Source organism: Massilia sp. PAMC28688 (assembly GCF_019443445.1).
Taxonomy (GTDB): Bacteria; Pseudomonadota; Gammaproteobacteria; order Burkholderiales; family Burkholderiaceae_D; genus Telluria_A.
Genome location: NZ_CP080378.1, coordinates 4,428,518 through 4,440,901 on the forward strand (window position 1 = coordinate 4,428,518; position 12,384 = coordinate 4,440,901).

Annotated in this window: 9 protein-coding genes; 4 read left to right on the plus strand and 5 right to left on the minus strand. The window is 63.8% G+C overall.

The annotated features are described in order from the left end of the window. Positions 1–6 precede the first annotated feature (6 nt). Positions 7–1,617, plus strand: coding sequence for a glutamine-hydrolyzing GMP synthase (gene guaA / locus KY495_RS19740; RefSeq protein WP_219881028.1), 1,611 nt, complete (start codon positions 7–9; stop codon positions 1,615–1,617). Positions 1,618–1,776: 159 nt separating this feature from the next. Here the strand turns inward: guaA and KY495_RS19745 are convergent, their stop codons facing one another. Both KY495_RS19745 and KY495_RS19750 read right to left on the minus strand, forming a co-directional pair. Beyond that, positions 1,777–3,123, minus strand: coding sequence for an MFS transporter (locus tag KY495_RS19745; protein WP_219881029.1), 1,347 nt, complete (start codon positions 3,121–3,123; stop codon positions 1,777–1,779). A 204-nt stretch (positions 3,124–3,327) separates the two neighbouring features. Next, on the minus strand, positions 3,328–4,905 hold the full coding sequence (locus KY495_RS19750; RefSeq protein WP_219881030.1) for a sensor domain-containing diguanylate cyclase: 1,578 nt from the start codon (positions 4,903–4,905) through the stop codon (positions 3,328–3,330). A gap of 325 nt (positions 4,906–5,230) precedes the next feature. On the opposite strand from KY495_RS19750, the gene KY495_RS19755 reads away from it, so the two are divergent. Then, on the plus strand, positions 5,231–6,643 hold the full coding sequence (locus KY495_RS19755) for a DUF1565 domain-containing protein (RefSeq protein WP_229518380.1): 1,413 nt from the start codon (positions 5,231–5,233) through the stop codon (positions 6,641–6,643). A 134-nt stretch (positions 6,644–6,777) separates the two neighbouring features. Then, entirely contained in the window at positions 6,778–7,536 is a 759-nt protein-coding gene (locus KY495_RS19760) for a SapC family protein (RefSeq protein ID WP_219881032.1), read from the plus strand. Positions 7,537–7,588: 52 nt separating this feature from the next. Here KY495_RS19760 and KY495_RS19765 read toward each other — a convergent pair whose 3' ends face one another. The 3 genes from KY495_RS19765 to KY495_RS19775 form a co-directional block, all read right to left on the minus strand. Further along, complete coding sequence (locus KY495_RS19765; protein WP_219881033.1) at positions 7,589–8,758, minus strand: DNA topoisomerase IB; 1,170 nt, start codon at positions 8,756–8,758, stop codon at positions 7,589–7,591. Positions 8,759–8,841: 83 nt separating this feature from the next. After that, positions 8,842–9,396: a hypothetical protein gene (locus KY495_RS19770; protein WP_219881034.1), complete on the minus strand. Its 555-nt coding sequence runs from the start codon at positions 9,394–9,396 to the stop codon at positions 8,842–8,844. 100 nt (positions 9,397–9,496) lie between these two features. After that, on the minus strand, positions 9,497–9,892 hold the full coding sequence (locus KY495_RS19775; protein WP_219881035.1) for a DUF4124 domain-containing protein: 396 nt from the start codon (positions 9,890–9,892) through the stop codon (positions 9,497–9,499). Positions 9,893–10,156: 264 nt separating this feature from the next. Here KY495_RS19775 and KY495_RS19780 point away from each other — a divergent pair, with 264 nt between their 5' ends. After that, positions 10,157–12,373, plus strand: coding sequence for an ATP-binding protein (locus KY495_RS19780; RefSeq protein ID WP_219881036.1), 2,217 nt, complete (start codon positions 10,157–10,159; stop codon positions 12,371–12,373). The last annotated feature ends 11 nt before the right edge of the window (positions 12,374–12,384 follow it).

The following is a 12,384-nucleotide window of genomic DNA, read 5'->3' on the forward strand; positions in this document are numbered from 1 at the left end:
GCCTCCATGCATTCAAAAATCCTCATCCTCGATTTCGGTTCCCAGGTCACCCAGCTCATCGCCCGCCGCGTGCGCGATGCCGGCGTCTTTTCGGAAGTGTTTCCGTATGACGTCAGTGACGAGTTCGTGCGCAACTATGGCGCTGCCGGCGTCATCCTGTCGGGCAGCCACAATTCCACGCTGGACGGCGAGTCGCCGCGCGCGCCGCAGGCCGTGTTTGAACTGGGTGTGCCGGTACTGGGAATTTGCTATGGCATGCAAACCATGGCGGCCCAGCTTGGCGGCAAGGTCGAGAATGGCGCCGTGCGCGAATTCGGCTACGCCGAAGTGCGGGCGCGCGGCCATACGGCGCTGCTCAAGGGTATCAACGATTTCGTGACCAGCGAAGGCCATGGCATGCTCAAGGTGTGGATGAGCCACGGCGACAAGGTGCTGGACATGCCGCCCGGCTTCAAACTCATGGGCGACACGCCAAGCTGCCCGGTGGCGGCCATGGCCGACGAAGCGCGCCGCTTCTATGCCGTGCAGTTCCATCCGGAAGTGACCCATACGAGCCAGGGCAAGGCCATCCTGGGGCGCTTCGTGCATGAAATCTGTGGCTGCAAGTCCGAGTGGAACATGCCGGACTACATTTCCGAAGCAGTTGCCAAGATCCGCCAGCAGGTCGGCAGCGACGACGTGATCCTGGGCTTGTCGGGCGGGGTCGATTCGAGCGTGGCGGCGGCCCTGATTCACCGCGCCATCGGCGACCAGCTCACCTGCGTATTCGTCGACCATGGCCTGTTGCGCCTGGACGAAGGCAAGATGGTGATGGACATGTTTGCCAAGAACCTGGGCGTGAAGGTGCTGCGCGTCGATGCGGAAGACCAGTTCATGGGACACCTGGCCGGCGTGGCCGATCCGGAAGCCAAGCGCAAGATCATCGGGCGCGAGTTCGTGGAAGTGTTCCAGGTCGAGGCGGGCAAGCTCTCCAATGCCAAGTGGCTGGCGCAGGGCACCATTTATCCGGACGTGATTGAAAGCGCCGGCAAGGGCAAGAAGGGCCAGACCATCAAGAGCCATCACAATGTGGGCGGCCTGCCGGAAACGCTCAACCTCAAGCTGCTGGAGCCGCTGCGCGAACTGTTCAAGGATGAAGTGCGCAAGCTGGGCGTGGCACTCGGTTTGCCGCACGACATGGTGTACCGTCATCCATTCCCGGGTCCCGGCCTGGGCGTACGCATCTTGGGCGAAGTGCGCAAGGACTTTGCCGACCTGCTGCGCCGTGCCGATGCCATTTTCATTGAAGAGCTGCGCAATACGCCGTGCGAACTGCCGGCGCTGGAAAGCATCGATGCCGGCGAAGCGCCGCGTAACTGGTATGAAGCGACCAGCCAGGCGTTTGCCGTCTTCCTGCCGGTGAAGTCGGTGGGTGTGATGGGCGATGGCCGCACCTACGAATACGTGGTGGCCCTGCGCGCGGTGCAGACGCTGGACTTCATGACGGCGCAGTGGGCGCATTTGCCGCACAGCCTGCTCGGCAAGGTGTCGAACCGCATCATTAACGAAGTACGCGGCATCAATCGCGTGGTGTACGATATTTCGGGCAAGCCGCCGGCGACCATCGAATGGGAGTGATGCACCAGCCGGCAAGTGTCGGCATCTGCATCAGCCAACAAAAAAGCCCGTGACTCACGGGCTTTCTTGTTGGGGCTGCCATTTGTTGTGGTGGCATTCGAGGAGAAAACAGCACCCCGGTTGCCCGCCGGCGCTGCCTTGTACGCCGCGCGGCGCTGCTTAGTCGAGTTCCTTGACCACCATCGACAGGCATGCGGCGATCAGCATGGACACGCCCGCCAGGATCAGCATCATGATCGCCTGGCCTTCAAAGAAGCGGGTCAGGAAGTAGCCCAGGGTCAGGCCGGACACCAGCTGCGGGATGACGATCGACATGTTGAACATGCCCATGAACATGCCCATCTTGTGGGCTGGCGTGGCGCAGGCCAGGATGGCGTAGGGCATCGACAGGGTGCTGGCCCAGGCCAGGCCAATGCCGATGAAGGGCAGCACCAGCATCGCAGGCGAGCTGACGAAATAGATCGAGATAAAGCTCATGCCGCCCACGGCGAGCGCCACTGCATGGGCTGCCTTGCGGCTGGTCTTGCGTGCGATCACCGGCAGCAGGAAGGCAAAGGCAATCGAGGCCGCATTGTAGACAGCGCTGCACACGCCCCACCAGTCGGCGCCTTCATTGAAGAGGGCGGAAGTGGTGTCGGTGGTGCCGTAGATGTGCTGCGTAATGGCGGCGGTGGCATAGGTCCACATGGAAAACCAGGTGAACCAGGTAAAGAATTGCACCAGCGAGAGCTGCTGCATGATCTTTGGCATGTGGCGGTAGTCGCTGAAGAAGCTGGCGATGCCGCTCTTGCCCTGTTCGATCGGTTCGGCTTCCGGATGGTATTGGCGCACTTGTTCCGGCGAATATTCCTTGGTGCGAAACACGGTCCAGGCAACGGCGCCGAAAAAGGCGGCAGCGCCCAGGTAGAAAGCCAGCGTCACGGACGGTGGCGCTTCGCCGGCCGGCCCCGTGTTGGACACGCCAAAGGCGTGGGTCAGGATATAGGGCAGGGCCGACGCGACAACGGCGCCAATGCCGATGAAGAAGGTCTGGAATGCATACCCCTTGGTGACCTGTTCTTTCGGGAGCAAGTCGCCCACGAAGGCGCGAAACGGTTCCATGGCCACATTGATGGCCACGTCCAGGATCAGCAGCAGGGCAGCGGCCACCCACAGCGCCGTGGCGTTGGGCATGCCGCACAGTGCCAGCGAGGCAAACAGCGCCCCCAGGATGAAGTAGGGACGGCGCCGGCCCCAGCGGCCCCAGGTGCGGTCGCTCATGTAGCCAATGATGGGCTGCACCAGCAGGCCCGCCAGAGGCGCGGCAATCATGAGGTAGCCAATCTTGTCGAGCTCCGCACCCATGGTCTGGAAGATGCGGGGGACGTTGGCCTGCTGCAAGGCGAAACCGAACTGGATGCCGAGGAAGCCGAAGCTCATGTTCCAGATTTGCCAGAACGAGAGTGCTGGCTTTTTGACTGGCGTAATCTTGTGCCCGACGTCGGCAACTTTAAGTGGGGTCTGCATGTCTCGTTCCGAAAGGTTCAAATTGCTCGGTTATTGTAAGGGTAATGTAGTAAAGATACTCGATCCGCCAACTTATATCAAGCAATGTCCACACGGCCATGTCCAACCGTTGTAAGCGGAGCGGGCGCGGTGGCCACGAATCTACGTCTTAAAAAGTAGCTTAACTACAGAGGCAATGTAACATTCGCGTCAAGCACGCATCTTTCAGGCCGCCCCGCGCGCGTCCACCTGCAGCGTGAAGCGATTCTTGCCCGTTGCCTTGGAGCGATACATGGCTTCGTCGGCACTGAGGATGAGGTCGGCGCTGTTGCTCGCTGAATATGGATAGAGGGCGATGCCGATGCTGGCAAACACCGCTACCTCACCGCAGCTGGTCACGACCGGCGCCGACAGTTCCGCGATCAGCCGCTTGGCCAGCGTTTCGGCGCCGTGGGCGTCGGTGTCGCTCAGGGCGATGACAAATTCGTCGCCCCCCAGGCGGGCGGCGCAGTCGGAGGCGCGCACCATGTCCTTCATGCGGGTGGCGCTGGCGGCCAGCAGTTCGTCGCCGGCCAGGTGCCCGAGCGAGTCGTTGATGGCCTTGAAGCCATCGAGGTCGATGTACAGAAGGGCCACGGAGCTTTCCGTGCGCCTGGCAAAGTTGATCTGGAAGTCGAGGATTTCGATCAGCAAGTTGCGGTTGGCCAGGCCCGTCAGGGGATCGTGCTGGGCCTGGTGCCGTGTAAGCCGCAACACTTGCGAGGCCTGGGCCAATGATTGCGACAAGGTATTGAGTTCGATGATGGGGCCGGTAGTTGGCGCGAACGTTTCCCACGCCGACAGGCGGTCGGCCTGGGGCACCAGCTCGGCCACGGCCTGGCGAATGCGCGACGAGAGCACGCGTGCGGCCAGTACGCCAAACACCAGCACCACCAGCACCCCGGCGATGGCAAGCAGGATCTGCAGCCGCAGCTGAGCCACCAGTGCCGCCTTGGGCGCACCAATGGCCACGGTCCAGCCGGACACGGGCGACAAGGTGTAGGCGGCAATGACATGGATGCCTTCGCGCGTGACGCCTTCAAGCACGCCTTCCGGGGCGCGCGACAGTGCCGCCATGAGGTCGGCCGATCCCTTCTGCCCATTGAAGCGCGCGTGCTCCCGGCTGCGTGCAATGAACAGGCCGTCGCGGTCATGCACCGACACGATCCAGCTGGCCGGCATCAGCTTGCCGTCGCGCAGGAGAGTGGCGAGCTTGTCCACGTCCAGCGAGGCAAACAGGGCGTAGTGCACCTTTCCCGCCGCGTCGCTGACAGGCACGCCCACCGACACCATGCGGCGGCCGGTGAGGGTGCCGGTAAAGATGCCGGAAATACGCGGCTGGCCGCTGGACATGATGGCCTTGACCAGTGCCACATTGCCGGACATGGGCAGTTTGCCGGGGGCGGGCGCGCGCGTGCTCATCAAGAGGCGGCCATGCGGGTCAGTCATGTACACATCGCGCGCCGAGGGCAGGGTGGCCAGCACCTTGACGGCCTGGCGCTGGAATGCTGGCAGGGTGGCCGCACCGATGGCGCTGGAGTGGCGCAAGGTATGCAAACTGCCAATGACCATCGCGACTTCCCGGTCGATGATGGCAGACACTGCGCGCGCCGCGCTCGACTCCTGTTCCAGCAGCCGGTCGTACGCGCGGTCGTACTGGTGCCACAGGGCCAGAACGGCGACGACAACGGCAGGAATTGTGCAGGCGGCCACGAGGAGCCAGAGGGCAGTGCGCAGGTGAATGGCGTGGCTGAAATATCGCATGCGGCAAGGATAGTGCAGGCTGACCATTCCGCCTAGAATTTTCCCGCGCCAGGGGCCGGTGCAGGCGCGCACCGGGCGTGCAGCGTGGTTATTTTGGCAGGCGGGCCACCTTCAGGGCACATGTCACACGCTGAACTAATTGGCAGCGTCCCTGTCTAGACATGGTCAGTTACTGGCACAGGTGGCTTGCCGTCACGCTGCTGCCATGCAGTCCTCTTGCGCCGGCATACCGGCGTTCCGTGTTCAACCCCGGTTCCCGCCACTGTGCGCCCTGCAACGGCGCAGCGCCGCATATGTGCCCGTGAGCCTGCCAAGGAACAACCTTATGAACAAACCAAGTCTTGTCATGCTGTCCAGTGCCATTTTCCTGTCCGCCTGCGGGAGTAACAGCGAACCGCCATCGCGCGCCGCTGTCGCGCCGTCCCCGGCGCCGGCCCTGCCGCCTACGGCAAACGCAGCGGCGCCGCCCGCGCTACCCGACCCCGGTGCGGCTGACCCACCTGCCGACGCGCCCTTCGTGGCAAGCCCCATGGCGCTGCCGGAAGAGGGGGCGGCCCCCGACACCGCGCCGGACACCGAGGCGCCCCAGGCCACGTCGGCCGACGAATTCGCCGTGGCCGCTTATGTTCCGGCCGACGGCCCGCTTGTGGCTGCCGCCGTCCCGGGCGAAGGTCTGGAGGCACTGGCCGGCCCCGGGCGGCCCAGGCTGTACGTCTCGCCCAAGGGGGCCGATGCCAACCCGGGTACCCAGGAGCGCCCCTTCAGGTCGCTTGCCAGGGCCGCGCGCACGGTGCGCCCCGGCACGCTGGTGCTGGTGGCGCCGGGAAGCTATAGCGGCGGCCTGCGCAGCGCGATCAGCGGCAGCGCCGGCGCCAGGATCACCTTCCTGTCCACGCAAAAGTGGGGTGCGCGCATCACTGCGCCGCGCAATTCGCCCAGCAAGACGGCCTGGGATAACCGTGGCAGCCATGTCGATATCGTCGGCTTCGAGATAGACGGCCGGGCATACCAGGGCGGCGTGCCCTGGACGCACGGCATTTACAGCGGCGGCTCCTTTGTCGCCATCCGCCACAACCGGGTTCATCACATTGCGCAACAGTCGCCATGCAATCGCGGGGGCGGCGCGGCCATTGGCGTGGACAGCTATTTCGGCGGCGTCAGTGCCGACGTCATCGCCAACCTGGTCCATGACATCGGCCCGGCCGGTTGCCGCTTCGTGCAGGGCATCTATGTCAGCACCTCGGCCCGGGTGAAGAACAATGTGATCTACCGCGTGGCCGAAGGTGGCATCCATCTTTGGCACGATGCCAACAATGTCATCATCACCAACAATACGGTGACCGCCTCGAACACGGGCATCATCGTCGGCGGCGGCAATTTTTATCATCGCCACGCGGGCAACGACCATACGGCTGTGTACAGCAATATGGTGTATGACAATCGGATGGGCATTTCCGAGCAGGGCAAGACTGGACGCCATAATACTTACCGGAACAACCTCGTCTATAACAACAGCCGCTACAACTGGCAGCTCAAGAACGGCCTGCGTCACGCCGGAACGGTCACGGCGCCGCCGCGCCTGCTCGGTTCGGTACGTGACAGCAGCCCCAACCTGCGTCCGGCACCGGGCTCGCCTGCAATCGGCATGGCCTTGCCCCTGCACGCGGAAAGCACCGATTTTGCAGGCCGCCCGCGCAATGCGCAGGCCGGATTTGATATCGGTGCGTATCAGCATTGATACAGGCAGCCGGGCGCGCCGTCAAAAGGCATTGCACTTGAATAAATAAATCTGTACATTCCCGCTATTCGTTCCCGCGCGCCGTGCAGCCATGGCGTGCGGTCTTTCAAAAGTGCAAACTAAGGAATCACCCCGTGGCCACATCGAATTTCTTCCAGAAGCCTGTTCCGCTCAATCGCGAGCATCACCGCGGCATCAAGCTTGACGGCAGCGTCGCCAATTTTTCTTTTGCCGCCAGCACCAGCTCGATGATGATCGCAGCGGCGGAGCTGGAAGAAGCAGCATTGACCTATCCGGTCGTGTTTGTCGGCGCCGACGGCTCGCCGACCGCATTGACGGCGCTGATGGGCATCAACCAGGATGAAAACCTGTTTGTCAACGACGGGCGCTGGGAAGAAGGCTGCTACCTGCCTGTATTCGTGCGCCGCTATCCCTTCGTGTTTGCCGAAGGCGGGCCGGATGAGCAGCTGACGGTGTGCGTGGACGAAGCCCACCCGGGCTTGAACAAGGAAACGGGCGAACTGCTGTTGACCGACAAGGGCGAGCCGACGGAATTCATGCAAAGCGCTATCGATTTCCTGGGCAACTGCCATAGCGAAATGGACCGCACCAAGATGTTTGCCCAGCGCATGCACGAACTGGGCTTGCTGGTGGAGCGCAATATCGAAATCACTCGCGATGGCGCCAACTTCCGCCTGGAAGGCTTTTTCGTGATCGATCGCGAAAAGCTCGCCGCTGTCGACGACACCGTTGCCCTGGAATTGTTCCGCACGGGTGCCATGGGTTTGATCTCGGCGCACCTGGTGTCGCTCAACAACGTCAATCGCCTGGCCTATCGCCTCGACCGGCGCCTGGCCGCCCAGGCTGCCGCAGCCCCGGCAAGCGCTGCCTGATCACGCCGCCATGCCGTCACAAGGCCCGCCGCGTGCGGGCTTTTTCAATGGTTCAGCGCATTGAAGCGGTCTGGGCCTTGGTGCCCGAACGGGCCGCGGGGCGGCGGCGCTTGCGTACCGCGGCCGGGGCCGGTTGCTGCAGGCGCTGCTGCAATAGCGCCACCACAGCCGCTTCCTCCGGCTTGAGTGCGTGCAGATCTTCGACCAGTTCGCGCTCGGTGCGCAGGCGCAGCGCTTCCATGATGGTGCCGTCCAGGTAGGATTCAATGACCGCCGGATGGACATAGCACTTGCGGCAGATGGAGGGGGTATTGCCGAGCCGCTCAGCCACCGCTTCGATGGCACGCACGATGTTTTTCTTGGCCTGGGTCTCGGAATCGAATTTCTCAAATTCGTGCAGGGCGAGGGCGGCCAGTACCGTGCCCGACCAGGTACGAAAATCCTTGGCCGTGTAATCCTCGCCCGTGATCTCGCGCAGGTAGTCATTGACGTCGGCCGAATCGATCGTGTGGCGCTCGCCGTCGCCGTCCACGTACTGGAACAATTCCTGTCCCGGCAAATCGCGCACGCGGGCAATGATCCTCGCCAGGCGCTTGTCCTCGACCCGGATTTCGTGGAAGACCCCGCTCTTGCCACGGAAGCGGAACTGCACCTGCCTGCCATCGACCTTGACATGGCGGTTGCGCAGCGTGGTCAGGCCAAAGGACTTGTTGGTGCGCGCATATTCTTCATTCCCGATCCGCATCATCGTCGCTTGCAGCAGATAAACGATCGTGGCCAGGACTTTTTCGCGCGGCAGGCCCGGCAGGCGCAGGCCGGCGTCCACCCGGCACCGGATGGCGGGCAGGGCCTTTCCGAAAGAAATCATGCGTTCGTACTTGACCTCGTCACGCGAGCTGCGCCATTTGGGATGGTAGCGGTACTGCTTGCGCTGCCTGGCGTCGCGCCCGGTGGCTTGCAGGTGGCCATTGTCACTCTTGCAGATCCAGACCTCGGTCCAGGCAGGGGGAATGGCGAGCGACTTGATGCGCGCCAGCGTGGCCTCGTCCGTCACCGGCTTGCCGTCGGGATCGAGGTAGCGAAAGCCGCTGCCCGCGCTTTGACGGGTGATGCCGGGCTTGTCATCGCTGACATGGCGCAATCCTGCTGAGCGGGCCGCGGCAACGGCCTCGGCAGGAGAAGTCAATGCCGGGGCCGGCTGGGAAGAGTCGTCGCGTTTCATGGTTGGCGTGATCGGAGAGGCAGTCAATGTGATGACGCGATACTACTCTCCCCGGACCCCCAGCTCTGTTGCGCCACGCACATTCAGTCCGGACAGGCGGCGGGGGCACCGGAATAAGTGCCGTTATTGTAGCTGTCGAGGATGCGGGCCCACTCTTTCTGCGTCTGGCAGGATGCGCCGCCACAGTCGGCAATCTGGGCGCCGCTGTTGAAGTAAGCCGTTGCCTGGTCAATGACGGTTTGCACGGCGGCCGGCACCGAAGCGCCTGCCGCGCGGTTCAGGACCGCGGCAATGTATTGATGGGCCAGGATCAGGTAGCCATTGCCACCTGCCGGCGGCGTGTCCAGGATGTCTTGCCAGGTGAGGGTACTGCGGAAGAAAGTGGTATCGCGCGCGTAGGGCGCAGGCCAGGCAAGCGCAGGCTTGTTGCCCCAGTAACCCTGGGTCCGCACGCATCCCGTGGGCTTGGGGCAGCATGTGCCCGACTGCACGTCCGGCGCGCTGCCGGGCTGCTTGATTCCCTCCTGGGCAAGGGGCAGGGATGGCGCGGCCAGCGCCCCCGACGGGTGCAGCACTGCCAGCGGCAGCGCCATGGCGCCATTGATGAGCAAGAGTTTGCAGGCGGCAGTCAGCTTCATGGTGTTCTCCAAAGAGGATCAATCGTCTGAACGATCATGTCCTCCTTGGCGAACTGTGCTGTTGTGGCAGCGCAGACGGCATGGCTGCCGTCGGAGGAGCTTATTGCAGCGACGCCATGCGCTGTCCGCGCATGGTTTCTTCTACCTGCAGGTTGACGCGGGCCGCGCGCAGGGTTTGCGTGTCGAGCGACAGGCCGCGGGTGACCTTGCTCTTCCTGGCCAGATTGACGTAGCGTGCGGCAATGCGCGGCAGCGTGAAGCGTTCAACCGGGACCTCACGCGCGGCCAGGGTCGTGACCACCGGCTCCACCGGCTCCGCAGCCTCGTCGGGGGTCTTGATGACCTTGGCCACAACGGTCCCGTCCGGACATGCATCGTCGGTCAGGGTGACATGGCCTTCTGCGGTGACGCATTTGCGGATTTCGCCGGCATGGGCGCCGGCGGCGCAGATGAAGCTGGCGGCAAGCAGGGCGCGTGCTATTGCTGAGTTGATCATGATGTTGCTCCTTGATTCTGATTGCCTTCATTGTCGGCATCGGGAGCGTCCACCTCTGTTCGGTACTACACAGTAGTCTTTTAATATCATTTTTGCGGACACATCGTTGCCTGGCAGGCATCCGGCTTGAATTTGCCATTGGATATTTGTTTTCACGCCACGCTTGTATGCGTGCCGGGTAAGCCTGCTTCGCCTTGCGACCGAGCCTTTGCATTTCCTGCCACTGTTAGTTACATTTCAATCATCAGTCTCAGGTGTTCGATCATGCACATACGCACGTATCTCTACATGATGGCTGCGGCAATTTTGTTGCCGGTCATTGTGCTGTCCGGTGTGGCGCTGCGCATGTTGCAGCAGGCCGAACGCGACGCTGCGCTCGGCGCGCTGGCCGAGACCGCCAACAGCTTCGCCCTGCTGGTGGACAGTGAACTGTACAGCGCCGAAGCGTCGCTGCGGGTGCTGGCAGCGTCGCCCTCGCTGGCGCGCGGCGATTACGCGGCGCTGCGTGTCCAGGCCACCGCTGCCGGGCCGGGCCGGCACGAGTGGCTGGTGCTGCTCGATGCCAGTGGCCATGAGCTGCTCAGTACCGCGCGGGCACCGGGCAGGCCCAAGGTGCCGCTGGCCGACGCGGCAGCAATGCGCGCCCCACTGGCGCAAGGCAAGACAGTGGTGTCCAACCTGGCCCGGTCGGCGCCGGACAAGCTCGTCTCCGCCGTCAACGTCCCCGTGCGTCTGCCTGACGGGCGCGCTTACATCCTCTCGCACGCCTTTGCCAGCGAGCATTTCATGTCCTTGATGCAGGAAATCCGCGCCCCCCAGGGCTGGCTGATGGGCATCATTGATGCCAACGGCAATTTTGTCGCGCGCAACGTCGATGCCCGCAACCGGCTGGGCACCCAGGCCCGGCCAGAACTGGTGGCGGCCATGCGCGCCACCGCGCGCGGCCGCATCCGCCACCGTGCGCTGGAAGGAACCGAGGTCTACAGCGTGTTCGGCCGTTCCTCCATGTCCGGCTGGTCGGTGGCCGTGGCCGCGCCCGTGGCGCTGATCGACCGCTCGGCGCGCAACGCCACCCTGGTGGCAGCAGGTGGCCTGCTGGCAGCGCTCCTGTGCGCCTTCGTCGTCACTGCCCTGTTCGGGCGCCAGCATGTGCGCTCCATCCAGCGCGCCATGCATGCCGCGCGGGGCCTGGGAAATGGCATTCCGCCCGCGCCCACCCATTCGCGGGTGGTGGAAGTGGACCAGCTGCACCAGGCCCTGCACGCGGCCGGTGAGCAATTGCTGCAGGCCCACGCTTACCGCAAGCACGCCGAAACCGAGCGCCAGAGCCTGCTTGAAGGGGAGCAAAAGGCACGCGTGATGGCAGAGCAGCAAAATAGTGCCAAGGACCAGTTCCTCGCCATGCTGGGGCATGAATTGCGCAATCCGCTCGCACCCATCAGTACCGCGGCCCAGCTGCTCAGGCTGCAGTCGCCCGATGCGGCGCGCGTGCGCTATGCCAGCGACGTGATTGCGCGCCAGGTCGACCACATGAACAGCCTGCTTGGCGACTTGCTCGATGTGTCGCGCGTCACGCGCGGCCTGGTAGCGCTCAATGTTGAACAGGTCGACCTGAAGTCGATTATCGAGCGCGCCCTGGAGCAGACGGCCGCGCTGGTCGGGGTCAAGGAGCACCAGCTGCGCGTGACATTGCCGGATCAGCCGGTGCTGCTCCACGGCGACAAGGCGCGCCTGATCCAGATCTTTGCCAACCTGATCAATAACGCGGCCAAGTACACGCCGGCCGGGGGCAAGATCGCGCTGGCGGCCACGCTCGCGCCGGCCAGCGTGGTGCTCACCATCAGCGATAACGGGGAAGGATTTTCCGACAAGCTGCTGCCGCGCATCTTTGATTTGTTTTCGCAAGGCGAGCGTACCCCGGACCGCTCCCAGGGCGGGCTGGGGCTGGGACTGGCGCTGGTGCAAAGCCTGGTCAAGCTGCATGGCGGCTCGGTCAGCGCGTTCAGTGCGGGGCCGGGGCAGGGCAGTGTGTTCACCGTCACCTTGCCCTACGCCCCCCATGCGGCGGCGCCTCCGGCGCCTGCGCGCCCGTCGCGCCCGGCGCCGCAGCGCCTGGGCATCATGATTGTTGACGACAATATCGATGGCGCCATCAGCCTGTCGCTGTTTCTCGAAGAAGCGGGCGGCCACCGCGTCTCGACCTATTACGACGCCAGTACGGCACTGGCCAGCGCCGCCAGGGAGGCGCCCGAGGTCTTCATCCTCGATATCGGCCTGCCTGACTTTACCGGTTATGAACTGGCGCGGCGCCTGCGCGCCATGCCCCAGTTCGCCGAAGCCCTGTTCATTGCCCTGACCGGCTATGGCCAGCCGCAGGACAAGCAGGCTGCCCTGGACGCCGGCTTCGACCACCATGTGGCCAAGCCGGCCGACCCCCAGACCATCCTGGGACTGGTAGGGCGGCTGGCGCAGCAAGCCTGAGTGGTCCTGAT

What these genes read in the sequence shown, in the direction of transcription:
- guaA (WP_219881028.1), top strand. Translation starts at nt 7, where the DNA reads ATGCATTCAAAAATCCTCATCCTCGATTTCGGTTCCCAGGTCACCCAG.
- KY495_RS19745 (WP_219881029.1), bottom strand. Translation starts at nt 3,123, where the DNA reads ATGCAGACCCCACTTAAAGTTGCCGACGTCGGGCACAAGATTACGCCA.
- KY495_RS19750 (WP_219881030.1), bottom strand. Translation starts at nt 4,905, where the DNA reads ATGCGATATTTCAGCCACGCCATTCACCTGCGCACTGCCCTCTGGCTC.
- KY495_RS19755 (WP_229518380.1), top strand. Translation starts at nt 5,231, where the DNA reads ATGAACAAACCAAGTCTTGTCATGCTGTCCAGTGCCATTTTCCTGTCC.
- KY495_RS19765 (WP_219881033.1), bottom strand. Translation starts at nt 8,758, where the DNA reads ATGAAACGCGACGACTCTTCCCAGCCGGCCCCGGCATTGACTTCTCCT.
- KY495_RS19770 (WP_219881034.1), bottom strand. Translation starts at nt 9,396, where the DNA reads ATGAAGCTGACTGCCGCCTGCAAACTCTTGCTCATCAATGGCGCCATG.
- KY495_RS19775 (WP_219881035.1), bottom strand. Translation starts at nt 9,892, where the DNA reads ATGATCAACTCAGCAATAGCACGCGCCCTGCTTGCCGCCAGCTTCATC.
- KY495_RS19780 (WP_219881036.1), top strand. Translation starts at nt 10,157, where the DNA reads ATGCACATACGCACGTATCTCTACATGATGGCTGCGGCAATTTTGTTG.